The organism is Enterobacter cloacae complex sp. 302F9 (assembly GCF_050030335.1).
Classification (GTDB): domain Bacteria; phylum Pseudomonadota; class Gammaproteobacteria; order Enterobacterales; family Enterobacteriaceae; genus Enterobacter; species Enterobacter hormaechei_C.
The window spans coordinates 2,177,677-2,191,522 of record NZ_JBLGUC010000001.1 but is presented as its reverse complement, the minus strand read 5'-3'; the positions used below and the strand labels follow the sequence as shown (position 1 = coordinate 2,191,522).

The 13,846-nt window shown below is 49.9% G+C and carries 21 protein-coding genes and 4 pseudogenes; 13 read left to right on the top strand and 12 right to left on the bottom strand.

The genetic code is table 11. The features are described 5' to 3' along the window. Nucleotides 1–13 precede the first annotated feature (13 nt). The 7 genes from ACQG0T_RS10720 to ACQG0T_RS10690 all read right to left on the bottom strand — a co-directional run bounded on the left by ACQG0T_RS10720 (nt 14) and on the right by ACQG0T_RS10690 (nt 3,869). Nucleotides 14–919, bottom strand: a complete 906-nt coding sequence (locus tag ACQG0T_RS10720) for a phage tail tip fiber protein (RefSeq protein WP_271040787.1) — start codon at nt 917–919, stop codon at nt 14–16. A gap of 517 nt (nt 920–1,436) precedes the next feature. Next, nucleotides 1,437–2,069, bottom strand: a complete 633-nt coding sequence (locus ACQG0T_RS10715; RefSeq protein ID WP_271040786.1) for a hypothetical protein — start codon at nt 2,067–2,069, stop codon at nt 1,437–1,439. A 91-nt stretch (nt 2,070–2,160) separates the two neighbouring features. Then, complete coding sequence (locus tag ACQG0T_RS10710) at nt 2,161–2,343, bottom strand: hypothetical protein (protein ID WP_271040815.1); 183 nt, start codon at nt 2,341–2,343, stop codon at nt 2,161–2,163. Next, complete coding sequence (locus ACQG0T_RS10705; RefSeq protein WP_271040785.1) at nt 2,294–2,569, bottom strand: hypothetical protein; 276 nt, start codon at nt 2,567–2,569, stop codon at nt 2,294–2,296. Before ACQG0T_RS10705 ends, ACQG0T_RS10710 begins: the two co-directional genes overlap by 50 nt. Nucleotides 2,570–2,576: 7 nt before the next feature. Continuing rightward, nucleotides 2,577–3,206: a glycoside hydrolase family 19 protein gene (locus ACQG0T_RS10700; protein WP_271040784.1), complete on the bottom strand. Its 630-nt coding sequence runs from the start codon at nt 3,204–3,206 to the stop codon at nt 2,577–2,579. Beyond that, a complete protein-coding gene (locus ACQG0T_RS10695; RefSeq protein WP_271040783.1) occupies nt 3,206–3,487 on the bottom strand; it encodes a phage holin family protein in 282 nt (93 codons plus the stop codon). The genes ACQG0T_RS10700 and ACQG0T_RS10695 overlap by 1 nt, the downstream gene beginning before the upstream one ends. After that, on the bottom strand, nt 3,474–3,869 hold the full coding sequence (locus tag ACQG0T_RS10690; protein ID WP_271040782.1) for a phage holin family protein: 396 nt from the start codon (nt 3,867–3,869) through the stop codon (nt 3,474–3,476). Before ACQG0T_RS10690 ends, ACQG0T_RS10695 begins: the two co-directional genes overlap by 14 nt. Before the next feature lie 229 nt (nt 3,870–4,098). On the opposite strand from ACQG0T_RS10690, the gene ACQG0T_RS10685 reads away from it, so the two are divergent. Beyond that, nucleotides 4,099–4,896, top strand: coding sequence for a hypothetical protein (locus tag ACQG0T_RS10685; protein WP_426723789.1), 798 nt, complete (start codon nt 4,099–4,101; stop codon nt 4,894–4,896). 35 nt (nt 4,897–4,931) lie between these two features. Here ACQG0T_RS10685 and ACQG0T_RS10680 read toward each other — a convergent pair whose 3' ends face one another. The 3 genes and pseudogenes from ACQG0T_RS10680 to ACQG0T_RS10670 all read right to left on the bottom strand — a co-directional run. Continuing rightward, nucleotides 4,932–5,297: an antiterminator Q family protein gene (locus ACQG0T_RS10680; protein WP_271040780.1), complete on the bottom strand. Its 366-nt coding sequence runs from the start codon at nt 5,295–5,297 to the stop codon at nt 4,932–4,934. 14 nt (nt 5,298–5,311) lie between these two features. Beyond that, nucleotides 5,312–6,301 carry a DUF968 domain-containing protein gene (locus ACQG0T_RS10675; protein ID WP_271040779.1) on the bottom strand — a complete coding sequence of 330 codons (990 nt, stop codon included), beginning with the start codon at nt 6,299–6,301 and terminating at the stop codon, nt 5,312–5,314. A 7-nt stretch (nt 6,302–6,308) separates the two neighbouring features. Beyond that, nucleotides 6,309–6,833: pseudogene (locus ACQG0T_RS10670) on the bottom strand (KilA-N domain-containing protein); the annotation flags it as partial. Nucleotides 6,834–6,840: 7 nt separating this feature from the next. On the opposite strand from ACQG0T_RS10670, the gene ACQG0T_RS10665 reads away from it, so the two are divergent. From ACQG0T_RS10665 to ACQG0T_RS10625, 9 genes and pseudogenes are all read left to right on the top strand, one after another. Next, on the top strand, nt 6,841–7,488 hold the full coding sequence (locus tag ACQG0T_RS10665; protein WP_271040778.1) for a hypothetical protein: 648 nt from the start codon (nt 6,841–6,843) through the stop codon (nt 7,486–7,488). A gap of 91 nt (nt 7,489–7,579) precedes the next feature. Then, nucleotides 7,580–7,897, top strand: coding sequence for a hypothetical protein (locus ACQG0T_RS10660; protein WP_333780085.1), 318 nt, complete (start codon nt 7,580–7,582; stop codon nt 7,895–7,897). A 59-nt stretch (nt 7,898–7,956) separates the two neighbouring features. Continuing rightward, a complete protein-coding gene (locus ACQG0T_RS10655) occupies nt 7,957–8,241 on the top strand; it encodes a DUF551 domain-containing protein (RefSeq protein WP_416347466.1) in 285 nt (94 codons plus the stop codon). Beyond that, nucleotides 8,238–8,678, top strand: a complete 441-nt coding sequence (locus tag ACQG0T_RS10650; RefSeq protein WP_271040776.1) for an ead/Ea22-like family protein — start codon at nt 8,238–8,240, stop codon at nt 8,676–8,678. The genes ACQG0T_RS10655 and ACQG0T_RS10650 overlap by 4 nt, the downstream gene beginning before the upstream one ends. A 2-nt stretch (nt 8,679–8,680) precedes the next feature. Beyond that, nucleotides 8,681–9,190: pseudogene (locus ACQG0T_RS10645) on the top strand (hypothetical protein); the annotation flags it as partial. A 164-nt stretch (nt 9,191–9,354) separates the two neighbouring features. Next, the gene (locus ACQG0T_RS10640) at nt 9,355–9,621 is read left to right on the top strand and encodes an eaa protein (RefSeq protein WP_271040775.1); all 267 of its coding nucleotides are present in this window, start codon (nt 9,355–9,357) and stop codon (nt 9,619–9,621) included. 57 nt (nt 9,622–9,678) lie between these two features. Next, nucleotides 9,679–9,963, top strand: coding sequence for a hypothetical protein (locus tag ACQG0T_RS10635; RefSeq protein WP_426723788.1), 285 nt, complete (start codon nt 9,679–9,681; stop codon nt 9,961–9,963). A gap of 30 nt (nt 9,964–9,993) precedes the next feature. Then, nucleotides 9,994–10,257: a hypothetical protein gene (locus ACQG0T_RS10630; protein WP_271040773.1), complete on the top strand. Its 264-nt coding sequence runs from the start codon at nt 9,994–9,996 to the stop codon at nt 10,255–10,257. Next, nucleotides 10,232–10,420: pseudogene (locus tag ACQG0T_RS10625) on the top strand (phage integrase Arm DNA-binding domain-containing protein); the annotation flags it as partial. The gene ACQG0T_RS10630 and the pseudogene ACQG0T_RS10625, both read left to right, overlap by 26 nt. Here ACQG0T_RS10625 and ACQG0T_RS10620 read toward each other — a convergent pair. Then, nucleotides 10,410–11,207, bottom strand: a pseudogene (locus ACQG0T_RS10620) (dipeptidyl carboxypeptidase II); the annotation flags it as partial. The pseudogenes ACQG0T_RS10625 and ACQG0T_RS10620 sit on opposite strands and share 11 nt — an antisense overlap. Before the next feature lie 143 nt (nt 11,208–11,350). On the opposite strand from ACQG0T_RS10620, the gene ydfG reads away from it, so the two are divergent. Both ydfG and ACQG0T_RS10610 read left to right on the top strand, forming a co-directional pair. Then, nucleotides 11,351–12,097, top strand: a complete 747-nt coding sequence (gene ydfG / locus ACQG0T_RS10615; RefSeq protein ID WP_015570609.1) for a bifunctional NADP-dependent 3-hydroxy acid dehydrogenase/3-hydroxypropionate dehydrogenase YdfG — start codon at nt 11,351–11,353, stop codon at nt 12,095–12,097. Nucleotides 12,098–12,187: 90 nt separating this feature from the next. Further along, nucleotides 12,188–12,874: a GntR family transcriptional regulator gene (locus ACQG0T_RS10610; protein ID WP_003857403.1), complete on the top strand. Its 687-nt coding sequence runs from the start codon at nt 12,188–12,190 to the stop codon at nt 12,872–12,874. Between the two features lie 35 nt (nt 12,875–12,909). On the opposite strand, the gene ACQG0T_RS10605 is transcribed toward ACQG0T_RS10610, so the two are convergent. Continuing rightward, on the bottom strand, nt 12,910–13,341 hold the full coding sequence (locus ACQG0T_RS10605) for a universal stress protein (RefSeq protein ID WP_015570611.1): 432 nt from the start codon (nt 13,339–13,341) through the stop codon (nt 12,910–12,912). Nucleotides 13,342–13,628: 287 nt separating this feature from the next. On the opposite strand from ACQG0T_RS10605, the gene ydfZ reads away from it, so the two are divergent. Next, nucleotides 13,629–13,832: a putative selenium delivery protein YdfZ gene (gene ydfZ / locus ACQG0T_RS10600; protein WP_003857405.1), complete on the top strand. Its 204-nt coding sequence runs from the start codon at nt 13,629–13,631 to the stop codon at nt 13,830–13,832. Nucleotides 13,833–13,846 lie beyond the last annotated feature (14 nt).

Below are 13,846 nucleotides of genomic sequence, written 5' to 3'. Positions count from 1 at the left end.
AAACGTCCATTCATTATCGATGTGAGATGACTGACCAGATAGCGCCTCCCGGCCTCATCGCGTTGCGGAGAGCCTTGCCCACTGCGTCATCCACTGCCTGTTGCAGGTCAGAGGCTGATGCTGCCTGAAGGGATGTGAACAGATCACTTTCACGTACAGCCTTGAGAACCAGTTCTTGCATCTCGTCGGTTAGCCGCGTCTTGGTGGCTGTGCCTGTCGCTGAAGCAATTGAACTGATTGGTTCAGCGGTGGCATTATTGCCATCAGCGGGATTAGATCCATCATGACTAATTGCCCCAGGGAAACCACCAAAAGCCAGACCACCATTGAAGGCCGTCTCTTCATTATTGCTGGCTGATTGAGCGGCTTCATTCACCTTAAAGCGGTCAGCCACAAACACGACCTTGCGCTGGTCACCTTCAATGCAGACGGCCATGCAAGCAACGTGCAGTTTGCCGCCGTGGTTCACGTTCATCTTTACGCTATAGTTGGCAGACACTGCGGCATCACCAATCATCGTATCGGTAATATGCACCTGACAGTGAATCGGCGTTCCGTTTATCAACTTTTCAAATGCTTTGCTGCTGCGAATCTCTTCACAAATTTCATCGAGCGCCTTTTGAGCGCATTCAAGCTCAACCCCGAGCGGGGAGTAGTATTCCTGCTTCACCGTCTCACCAAAGCGCGTATTGACCAGGTGCTTAATAGCAAACTCCTGCCCTTCAGCAGTCAGAAACGTAAAATGATTTACCTTCCCATAGGCTGTTGCTGTGTGTCGGGTTTCAGCCAACCCCAGCTCGCGAAGCTGTGCTGCACCAGATTTAGATGGCAGCTCGCCACTTTGCAGCGCACCACGGAAAAACAGCGCATACAAAACATCTGTCGCTCGGCCGGTTAAATTAATGATTTTCTCTGCCATGATTTTTTCCTTTTAGACGTGAGCCTGTCGCACGGCAAAGCCGCCGAAAGTTAACGGTTTGCCCAGGCTCACAGCTGAAAGACTTTCTTTGATGTGCGCGTGCGATGCGCATAAAAAAAACCCGCCGAAGCGGGTTTGGTCATTCCTTCTTACGATCGCTGGGTAAACTCTCGGCTCTCTTTCTCATCTTGTACTCTGTTTCTGACAAGAATTCGCTAGGATCATTATTAAACCCACAGCTCTCACAAATATAATCCGCAGTCCAACCGCCCCTTTGCTTATCCCTTACAACATCATTAGACCCACATTCTGGACAATATTTCATCATGCCTCCGAATCCACTCACCGATAATGAGGGTAACTTAGCATTATCACAGGCACTCATTGAATACCTGCTGTAATACCTATCCCTTCTAAGGGATATTCAGTACTTTATCCCTTGGAAGGGATATTCAGTACTTTATCCCTTGGAAGGGATAACCAATAACTCAACTTACGACGGAGTGGCGAAACGGTGTTAAAGACCGGAGTAAGTTATCGAGACGTGAGGCGTCAAGTTTTCTTTTTTAATAGTAAGCAGTTCAGATATTCGCTCCTGAATTTTTACATCACCATCTACATCTAAAAGCCACTCCTCCACAGCCCGGTAGACATCATTAACGAAGGTATCAATTTGCAGTTGAGTTCCATATTCGTCAGAATGCATATGAATATCGATGCCAGGAATTGGAGGTGTGAAATACCATTTGTTTTTCATCCCGTTGAGATTTCCAGCATGGAGACATGAACACCGCATCTTCCAACAATCTTGTGCCGTAAATCTTGGCCCAAAGTTGACCGGGAATTCTTTCAATTGCCTAGTTCTTTGCTCCTTTGTCATTTCAATATAAGGCAGTCCAGGAGTTCTCTGAGGTGGCTCTAGTTCCCATGGCGAAATCACACTATAAAGTTCGTAGAGATTTTCTGGCGCATAAATCTTTCTTAGGTATCGATTGAACCAACTCTTGTAAAATTTCCCTATCTCTCCATTAGCCATATCGGGAGTTTCTAACTTTGCACATATATCTGGCATTGCTAACGCCAGAAAAAGCGCTGCAAACCAGTTTTCATCCGTGACTGCTTTTCTCATTGATTCCAAGTACTGCTGCATATAGGGCCCATCCTCACGAAACCATTCAATGCTTCATTCTTCATGGAATAGATTTGCCAGCAATACTTAACGTACGCCACTTTGATGCATATCACATATGATTATGAGCACAGTTTTTTGACCACGCCTTGTTGTGCACCAGTATGTCTTTCTTCGTCTGGCGGTTCATAACGTCGATGTCGTGATCGGTCAGGTAGATTGGCTTTACCCAGTCACAGGCAGTATCAACCACCACCGGGACGCTTCCACGTGTCACGCAGCTCGCGATCAACATCGTCATCAGGCATACGGTTAACAGTCTGCTGTACATTGCTTGCCTCTTTCGTTGCTTCTACCCGGCGTTCGGCTACTGCTTCAGTCGCAGCGGCTTTCTCTTCGGTGTTTTGCTTCTGGAATTTTGCTTCTGTTTTAGTCGTTCCAGAGGCATGACCAAAACCGAAAGCTGCGGCGATGGCCCCAAGAACAGCAACAGCCATACCGATAATCATTTCAATACCCATGCTCACCTCACACCAGCACTGATTTTGCCAGGTTAAACAGCACACGGCGTTTATCCAGTCCGTTGTGACCGCCATTGATAAGCAGTGTCACGCGCTCAATATCGCCGGAATGAAGAAGGCAACCATGAGAGACATAGAACCATGCAGCGGAGCGTGCAGCGTACTCGTCACGCTCCAGTAACTCGGGCTGGGTGACAAGGTCCAGTTTCAGAGCCTGTCCACAACTGCGGTAATTGCTCAGACCGGTGATTTGCTTCAGGCCGCGACCGCGATATTTCCAGCCATCACCAGCAACCTGGTTGCCCAGGTTCTTTTTGCCCCACTCACCGCCATACACCAGATTGGCTATCGCCTTCTGATTTGCCGGTTGTGTTGCCGTTCTGCCGAGTGCGGCGGCCTGCTGGTTGGTAATGCGGTGGCTGCCGAAGTTGGGGACCAGGTTTTCCGCCGCATAGTTCAGGCTTTCCACCAGCCGGGTGTACCCGCCTGACTCATGCCCCATCTGAGCGATAAACATGGCCTGATCGAGCGGAGCTGTGATGCCGAACTCCTTCATTGCAGCATCGATACGCGCAAACCAGCGTGCAGCTAACCCGGCGCTTAACCCAGCCGCCTTTTGAAATTGTGATTGGTTCATTAGTGCCTCAGTGCATCAATAAGGCGCGCCACGTTTCCACGAGCCCAGAGCACGGCAGCGCAAATCAGGACGTTCACCAGCACCACAAACCAGTGTGATTCGTGATACAGGCCGAACAGGTAACGGAAAGGGACGCTGGCGTAAACCAGCACCGTGAAATAAGCCATCAGCGATATCAGTGGGCGATGTCTCGCGCCGCCGCGCTGGTAGAACATCAGGACAAGGACGATGACACCGCAAATAACGGCGTTCACCATTGCACTCGGATCACTTGTTACCATTGCTGGCCCCTCCTCCACGTAAGCGAGAGAGAATTCCGAACAGGCTACCCAAATCCTGACTATTAACGAACGTCAGCAGCTTAATGGCCACTGCCGCAACGATTACCGCCCCCAGAGCATCAAGTGGCCTGTCGCTATAACCCGTCCATTTTGAGATGTAAGAACCGAGCAGAGGCGCACCGATAACGCCAAAGATGAATGACGTGATGAAGTAGCCCACCAGCTTAAGACGACTGATGTTTACTGCCGTGGCTACGTAAAACACCGCGCCAGCAAACGCACCAAACACCACACCGTAATCAATGCCGGTAAAAATGCCGAACATACTGGCACCCATAAGACCACCAGCCGTTAACGTAGTGCCAGAAACAGGATCGGACATTTAGCCCCCTCTTATTGCCGTGAGTCCTCTCAGAACGAGGGGAAAGAACCGCAAGATTGCGGGTTGATTGGTTTTTTGTTTTTTGAGTAACGTGAAATACGTTTAAGATGAGTAACGAAGTAACAACCCTTATCACATTACAACAAGTTTCGCGGACCGCGATAAGTTTTTTTTCAATTGCAAATTGTGGTTCAAATCGTGGTTAAAGTTGAAAAAGAAGGAATTCTTAATGCGAAGATTGACATACCTTCCGCCATATTTTGTTAAAAGTTGTTATAAGAAAGATAATGTAACGCATTCTCAAACGCTTAAGATGGGAACGCTACAAGAGTATCGAGACACCATTGATCTGCAAGTTGCTGATGCCCGTGAAGGGCATTATTTTATGAGTTTAGAATTAGAACATGTTCATTTAAACAAAAATTTTTTGGCATACCTCATCAACAACCCAAATAACATCCTCAACGCGCATTTAGAAAGAAAAAGCATTGAGAAGAAAAGTTTTCTTTCAGAAAAAATGATTTACATGGAAATTTTAAATGTACAGTTTGAATGGACTCATAAGAATAGATTCATTTTTTGTTTATCCGGGCTTGATCACATCGAAGAATCAAATCGAATATTTAAATCATATGATGACAAATGGGTCATTACTAGAAATGACATCCAGAGGGCTATAAAATGCATAGGTGAGGATTTCTATGCTGATATTAAAAAAAGGATAATGAATGGAGAGGAAATTTTCGATGAGAACTTTGATATAGATGACCTTGGCATAAACGTTGAGTTAAAAGAAGTCATATACCGAGATCGCATTGGGAGGTTCAACAACCGTGATTTTTACATAGATCCAAAATTCATCTACTCAATACACAAAAACATACCATTCACAAAACCACGTACTTATTCGCATGAAAAAGAATTTAGACTACTGATAGACTTCTATACAAGCAAAGGAACCCTCACCCCTAAAGTAAAATATTTAATAATTACGGCACCAAGAACATCGAATATTATTAAGAAATAGAATAAACCCCAACATAATAAAGTTGGGGTTGCATGTTACCAATCCAAATCCAATTTGGCATCAATAATAGATAGGCAACCTTCTATAAACCCCTCTGCCATCTGGATCTCTATACGTATTAGCTTCTCATCTTTTTTTCGTGCTTTTGCTATCTTCCGCTTCGAGATGCCATAGAGATAGTGTGCAACTAAAAGTGAATGTTCATAAGGTTTTCTTTTTTGGAGCCGAGCCAAACACCCCTCAATAATCAAAGCGTCGTCGTCAGTGCAAGAAAGGCGGGACTTGCCTGTTTGAGGCAGAAGTCCTTTGAAGCCAGCTGCTATGGGTGAGTAATCTACTCCAGAACTATCGCTCGCAGCCCATCCGCCCCAACGATCTAAAACCATCTTGATATCACGCATATTTTCTCCACTGTTCATGCTAATACGCCGATTGCCAGCGCACGATCTAAAAACCGAAACAACAGCGTTAACTGGTCGCCGTGCTTCGCTTCAAATGCCACAGGATCAGCGTGCAACTCATCGTGATGCGCTCTGCACAGCGGTATCACAAACAGGTCGTGCGTTTTTGTTCCCATTCCACCCTGCCCGTGGCCTATCAGGTGATGGGGGTCGTCTGCCGGGTTGTTACAGCAACTGCACTGCTGTGACTTTACCCAGCGGGTGTACTTCTCATTCACCCAGCGGCGGCGCTTTGGCCTCAGCATAAAAGACTCTGGCGTTTCGGGGTCTACCTTCACTGCCACTATCTTCTTTGCTTTCTCCTGGAGGATTTCAGTTGCCGGTAATGTGGGAGTGATATCGCTTTCCCGCATTACCGAGCTGAACGATTCAGGCTTCATCCTGAGGGCTTTAGTCGCCACCGATTCAGGAATAAGGTCAGCAAGATCATTGCGTACCATCCACCAGCAGAACTCTGGAAGCGTCAGGGTGTGGTCAGAGTTAAAACCTAACTCAATATTCACCCTTTCGAGTATCCATTGTACCAGGTTCTGTCTGGCAATTCCTGCCAGCCTTTCAGTGGTTTGCTCACGTAATTGATTATCACAGCCCCAACAAAGGCGGATGCTGCCAGGGGCATGGCGCATGAGCGTGAAGTCACGTGCGTGCCAGTCGTTGATCTCCCACTGGCATTCAAATTTTCGTTCCAGCCAGCTATCAAGCCCATTCAGGCCACCAGCACGCTGAATAACCCTCTCATTTTCAAAAATAGCCTGCATACTGCCATCATCTGTCAGTGGTTGATGTGCTTCCGGGATAAGACCTGATGGCAAATGCTGGATTGCTTCTGATGGCGTCTCAATAACCACCCTTCCCTGACGAAACAGCCAGAGCAGTTCATTGCCAGGGCGGAACAGAACCACCCCGGACATTGGTGCAACTTCAGGTGTCAGTAATGCTCTCACTGTTACCTCAGGCTACGATGTCGATTATTTTAAGAAGCTCCGCAAACTTCGACTCAAAGAAATGAGGCTGAGTTTCTCGTGGGTTTGCAGGGCTGGTGATGTTCTTGCCATACATGCAGCCTTTGGCAGTAAGTGACCAGAACTTTTTAACACCATTCACACCAGAACGACTGTTTCGCTCTTTTTGTTCCACAATCCCAAAGTGGGACATCATGTGATAAACCTGATTGGCGGTGATGCGGATGTTTTTTGCTTTAAGCAAAGCGCTGAGTGATTGAGTAGGACGGCTGGATCCATCCTGCGCACCGGAAGGTGCATCGATGGCGTAATGCGGCATCAGATCTGGAAGACCCGCTACCTGCTGGAGTTTTTGATAAGCACCAAGTTTCGAAGAGTTGGAAAGGTTCAGGGTTCTGGCTGCGGATTCAAGCAGCAATATTCCCGCCTGAACTCTGTCTGAGGTTTGCATGTGTGAGGCGGCATTTTGAACCGCATCAAAAGTTCGTATTACTTTGAGGTTGAACGAGGGGCTATCCGATATGGAACAGGCTGCAGTTATTCAGGAGCTGCATAACGCCTTCAACCAGACCACCAGCGAGATAGCAAAACTGGTCAACAAGTCTGTGGCGACAGTAGAGAAACTGCTTCTCCTGAGCACGGCGAACCATGACGTTCAGCAGGAAGTTAAATCCGGTGCAGTGTCTGTCGATGTCGCGGTTGAGCGCGTTATGGAGTATGGCGAGCAGGCCGGAAAAGTTCTCCAGCACGATAAGGCTGTCGCGGCTGCTCAGGGAAAAACAAAAGTTACCCGCAGTTCTATCGCGCCTGAGCTCAGCGTAAAGAACGCTCGCCGTTTCGTTGAGTTGATGGCTCAGGCCTCGATCAGTTATGAAGGCGTCTTCACTCTTGAAGGTGCTGCTTTGGCCGAAGCGCTGGCCATTATGGACGAGCACAAAGCGATTGCAGAAGCGCGTGAAACGTACCGTCTTTCACAGCCAGTACCTGAAATAGAGGTGGTAGGAAAAACGCTTTACGTGAAACTGGAAGGGATTGAGATCGGCACCGCACAAATATATCGCGGTAAGAACGTCACCATCAATGGGATCGTCACCAGCCAGTCAAAGGCTGTGGCCCACTTCGTTAAGCAGCACAAACTGCAGCAGGAAAATAATCATGACAGCCAATAAACCAATGACCAGCGAACAGCTGGATGAACTGATGACTGTTGCAGTCAACATGCAGCGCGATAGTGAAAAAGCAGATGATCGCCCTTCCGCTATGTTCGCTTATGCAGTTCAGGTTGCTGTTCTGGAACTGCGTAAGGTTCGCAATGATGCTGCGGCGCTGGCTGAAGTGCGGGCTCAGGCTCGAAATGAAGGCATCAACTATGCCGCCAGTCGCCTCGCCGCTGCATTCAACCACGGTTTCGTGGATAAGCCGCTGGCTGAAGTATTCGACGTGGTGCGTATGATTCTGACTGCGAAAGAAGACCTTGCAAATGACCCTATTCCGGCTGCTGACGGATTATCTGGTGAGTACGCAGAAAAGTCTCTCGAAGAGTTCGCAGCCCAGCTTCGCAAAGGAGTGCAGTCATGAGCAAGGTAACTTTCGTTGTTGAGTTTGAGGATGGTAAAGAGCCAGCAGTAAACGCTGGTATGACAATCTTTGGCGGAAAGCTCGCGGCTGTCTCATGGAGCGATGCGCTGGAAGAAAAAGCATTCTCCGTGCATCAATGCCTTCCATCACCCAATGACACGGTTCTGCTTTTCGATTCAACCGGTGAGGGATGGCTGATTGGTTGGCGTTCAATGTGGATGACCTTCGGGCAGAAAGAGACTGGAAGTTGGCAATGGACTTTCCAGAACGGTGATATCAATATCGACGATGTTGTTATCACTCACTGGGCTCCAATGCCAGAAGAGCCGGAGGCCGCCCAATGAGCAACATCGACAAACACGCATTACGGTATTTAGCCACAGCGTTAGATGGCGACGATTGGCACGCTGAAGGAAACAGCGTTTACGGCGGTCGCTACGATGTTGGTGACAGCGTTTGCTATGACCTCGTCGCTAGCTGCGAATCAGTTGACGGGGAAAGTCCTCTCGCTGACTTCATCGCCGCAGCTAACCCCGCCGTCGTGCTGGAGCTGCTGGATGAGCTGGAATCCGCAGAGAAGCGGATTGCTGAGTTGGAAACAATCTGCGCCGAGTCTTATCAGGTGGTCAGTGCGCTAGCAGATGCCGCTGGTGTTTTTGAAACGTCTGAGGCTGTCAGTAAAGCGCTTGATAACCTTTCTCAGACAAAGCTGACTCACAGCGATGTACTGCCGTTCATTGTTGAAGTGAAGTCAGCCTCTGATACCGGTAAAGGAGAGTGAGCGTGGCTTTAACTCACGACGAACTTTGCCTGATAGCTTGTCGGTTCCTGCAAAACAATGGATTTAAGGTTGCCTTCCATGACCGATTCCGTGCATGGACGCCATATGGCGAGCAAGCTGACGCAATCGGATTTCGCAACGGTGCTAGCTGCCTGATTGAGGCCAAATGTTCTCGTTCTGACCTTCTGGCAGACCGTAAGAAACCGTTCCGGATTGAACCAGAGAAAGGCATGGGAGATTGGCGCTTTATGATTAGCGAGCCGGGAATTGTGAATGTTGAAGACCTTCCTTCCGGTTGGGGCTTGCTTCACGTAATCAAAGGTCGGGTTAAGAAGGTACACGGATGGCCAGGCAACGGACTTTTGGTTAACCGAGATAGCAAGCCGTTTAGGGCCAACAAACAGGCCGAATGCAATTACATGTTTAGCGCGCTCCGCAGAATGGATTTACGTGGCCACCTCAATGAAATTTATGACAGCGTGATAGTCAATAAACCAGAAGGAAGCGCTGCGGTGATTCCGGATGGTCTTCGCTTGGCTCTAAGCAACGCTGGAATAGCAGCTCCGGAGTCAGATGAAATGCTGGCTGCAACCCTTGAGAAGCACATTCAGGCACTGGTTACCTGGGTAAAAGAAAGAAAGCCTTTCCAGCCGGCAGCACCGCAGCAGGAGGTGAAGTGATGGACGTCAAAGCGAAGATTTTGCAGGTGATGCGTGCTCGCGCCGCCCAGGAAGAAAAGGTGCTAGGAGGTAGATACGCTTTCACAATGGCGACATGGAACCTCAGGTTAGCTATGGAAGCAGCATTTCCTGACGAGGAATGGAAGTCGGCAGAATTACGTAAGGTTCTTGCCGAGCTGGCACTGGAAGGTCAAGTATCCAAGGATACCTACCGTAGCCGGATTGGGCAGGCAGTATGGAAGCTTGAGGTGCGTGATGCCTAACCCATTCGACGTGTTGATGTTCGTTCTGCTGGCAATCGGAGCACTTCAGCAAATGGGATGGCTGACATGGTGAGCAAACTCAAACAGCGGCGCTTGCGCCGCCTTAAAGCAGATGCGGCCTGGTGGAAAGCTGAAACGCAGGACTGGAAGCAGGTAGCGATGGACAGCGCCGCAGAAGTTGATCGTCTGCGTAGCCAGGTGATTCATGTAGTGATGCCAATGATGGTGCCACCAGCAATAGTGGAAAACATGAAGGCCAGACGTGTCGATCATGTGATGTGCATTAAATGCAGTGACGGCGCTCGCGGCGGTTGCTCCGCTTGCGCTTACAACGTTCGATAGCCGGGTGCAGCCGGTAGCGGAGAGCTAACTATGGGGCAGCTTGTAAAAATAAGCGATTGGGCATCAGGTCCAAACGGTTTTAAAGAGCCAATCAGTCGAGTGGCTTTACATAAAATCGCCAAGACAAAACAGACCTATCCACCAGCAATTAAGCAGGGTCGTCGTTGGGTAGTGGATGAAGATGCTCGTTTTATCGGTATGGTCGGGAAAGTCGATGTTCCGTCTGGAATATCTGATACAGCCCGCCTGTTAATGGAGAAAGCATTAAATGGCTGCTCGCCCAAGAAAGCATAATATCAACGTACCCAACTTGTATTCCAAATTAGACAAGAGAACACAGAAAGTTTACTGGCAATACCGACACCCATTAACCGGTCAGTTTATCGGATTTGGTACCGATGCGGATGCAGCTAAGCTGGCCGCAACTGAATTAAATCGTCTTCTGGCACAGCAGGAAGCCGACGGATCAGCTCGCGCGTATCGTTTTCGTCGCCTTTCTGAGTGCGTTCCCAGCCCGCGCTGAACAACTTTTTACGGGTCTCGCGCAACGACAGCGCCGCCAGCGCGGGCTGTTGCGTGGTATTCAAAAGCGGGATCAGCCAGCGATCCGTCAGCCCTTTTTCTGCGGCAGCGTGAGCCGCGGCAGCCACCTCCTCCGCACTGAGCCCGTCAAGCTGGTGAACATCGTCCACCACCAGCCCTCCCGCCTTGTTCGCCGCCAGCAGGCGCTGGTTGAACTGGCTGGTCAGGGTGGCGGCTTCGGTATTCAGGGCTTTCAGCTCGGCTTTTTCATCGGCATTCAGACGCGCGCCAGCAAGAACAAAGTGCTGATACATCTCCTCCGTCAGTCGTCGGGATTCGGCATCCAGCGCCTCGCGATCCTGCCAGACGGCTTCCACGCGGGCGAAAAGCGTATCGTTTAGCCAGATATCGTTCGCCAGCCCGGCCAGTTCGGTGGAGAACTGCTCGTCCAGTGCCTGAAGATCATCGTTGGTGTGTGCGGACGTCATGGCGAAGAACACGCTGCTCACGCGTGACAGCATGGCCCCGCTCTTTTCCAGCGCCAGCACGGTATTGTCGAAGTCCGGCGCGGCGCGCTGCGCGATAATCGCGTCAATGTCTGCACGCTTCAGGCGCATTGCTTCATCAAATGCCGGACGATAATGGCTGTCGTTAATCGCATCAAAACGTGGCGCCTGATAAGGCAACAGGCTAATTTCAAAAAAAGGATTGTTGACCGACATCGTTTACTCCTGAGCACGGTATTTCTCCCCAGAGTAGGCCAGCCTGCGCCGGCCTGCAATGGCGTCATACAAATGTTGCCTTAACGACGTGCCGGAGAGCGTGCTATGTTAGTACAACACAAAAAGCGTTGAGGAACAGTGAGATGATTATTTTAGTTACCGGGGCGACAGCGGGTTTTGGTGAAAGCATCACGCGTCGCTTCGTCGCCAACGGACACAAAGTGATTGCAACAGGGCGCCGTCAGGAGCGTTTGCAGGAGCTAAAAGACGAGCTGGGTGACAGCATTCTGACCGCGCAGCTGGACGTGCGCAACCGCGCCGCCATCGAAGAGATGATTGCCAACCTGCCTGCCGAATGGCGTGAAATTGACGTGCTGGTCAATAACGCTGGCCTGGCACTGGGCATGGAGCCTGCCCACAAAGCCAGCGTGGAAGACTGGGAAAACATGATCGACACCAACAACAAAGGGCTGGTGTACATGACCCGCGCCGTGCTGCCGGGCATGGTTGAACGTAACCGTGGCCATATCATTAACATCGGTTCCACCGCCGGAAGCTGGCCTTACGCGGGCGGCAACGTCTATGGCGCGACCAAAGCCTTTGTCCGCCAGTTCAGCCTGAACCTGCGCACCGACCTGCACGGAACCGCGATCCGCGTGACCGATGTTGAACCGGGTCTGGTAGGCGGAACTGAATTCTCCAACGTGCGTTTCAAAGGCGACGACGCGAAAGCGGATAAAACCTATGAAAACGCGAATGCGCTGACGCCGGAAGATATCACCGAAACCGTCTGGTGGGTCGCGAATCTGCCGAAGCATGTCAACATCAATACGGTTGAGATGATGCCCGTCAGCCAGACCTATGCCGGACTCAGCGTGCATCGCGGTTAATTTACCCTGCCCGGCCTGCGGGCCGGGTATGTGATGGCAGGGAAAAGAATGGTAGTATGTTCAGGTTAACTCTCTGAGAAATCACAACCCATGGCCGCTGAATCGCAACTTAATCCTACCCAGCCCGTTAATCAGCAAATATATCGCATCTTACGCCGTGATATTGTTCGCTGCCTGATCCCACCGGGAACGCCACTCTCAGAAAAAGAGGTTTCGGTACGTTTTGACGTTTCCCGTCAGCCCGTACGTGAGGCGTTTATTAAGCTCGCAGAAAACGGCCTTATTCAGATCCGCCCTCAGCGCGGCAGCTATGTAAATAAAATTTCGCTTTCGCAGGTACGGAATGGCTGTTTTGTTCGCCAGGCCATCGAGTGCGCCGTGGTGCGTCGCGCCGCGTCGCTCATCAACGATAACCAGTGCTACCTGCTGGAGCAAAACCTGCATCAGCAACGAATCGCCATCGACCGCAAACAGTTAAACGACTTTTTCCAGCTGGACGACGAGTTCCACCAGAAACTGGCGCAGATCGCCGAGTGCCAGCTCGCGTGGGATACCGTCGAAAACATCAAAGCTACCATCGACCGCGTGCGCTACATGAGCCTCGACCATGTTTCTCCGCCAGAGATGTTGCTGCGCCAGCATCATGATATTTTCAGCGCGCTGGAAAAACGCGACGTGGAAGCCGTAGATAAAGCGATGACGCTTCACCTTCAGGAAATTAGTGAGTCAGTTCAGTTAATTCGCCAGGAAAACCGCGAGTGGTTCAGCGAAGAATAAAACCTCGCCGCCCCCTTTCGGTTGCGGCGAAGTAATTAGCGGACCACTAATACCGGAATAGTGGCGTAGCGCAGGATAGTTTCAGCATTCGAACCCAGCAGATGGGTTGTAATGCTCGGATTTTTTGATCCGATAACAATAACGTCGTATTTCCCCTCTTTGCTGAGCTTGATGATTTCATCGCGTACGTTGCCGAAGCGAACTTCACAGTCAATATTGTCCGGGGACATATCAAAGAGCCGTTTCAGCGCCTTCATCTTCTTATCAGACTCGGCGGTCATATACTCTTCGAACTTCTTAATATCGGCATTGAACCCCCGCAGTAACGAACGGCTGCTGTTAGGGAGAATGTTGACCAGGGTGATCGTCGCGCCTTCCGCCTTCGCGAGGTTGACCGCGTGGCGTACCGCTTTATCGCTCAAATCCATTTCAAACACATCAACAGGCATCAAAATTTTCTTATACATAAGCCTGACTCCTTTTCCGATGAAGGGTTATTTTCTGCCTCCAGAATGACATTGTGGATATAAACAAAGCCTAAACACTTGCACCCGGAAACTATCAATTAAGGAAAATAACTGTCCGCTTTGTAAAGTGGTGTCCTGAACCGTCAACGCCTGCATGAAATAAGAAAAAAGTGTGAGCTTGATCAAAAGCAAATAATTTCGTTAAAGAGAGGCGTATTAATAGTGCCCCGTGAACGGCAGCCGTTGAATTAGCGCCGTAACGGATAAGTACGAGAGGAGAAAATACCATGATGACATACGACCGTAACCGAAATGCAATCACCACTGGCAGCCGCGTCATGATTAGCGGCACAGGCCAGTTCGGCGTGATTAAAGCGATCCACAGCGACGGCCTTAATGCCGAGCAGGTGCGCCGTGGTAAAACGGTTGAAGTCGAGGGATGCGAAGGTAAGTTCGAACCGATTGAGCTGATTCGCCTGGGGATGCACTAAGCTGCGCCCCGACA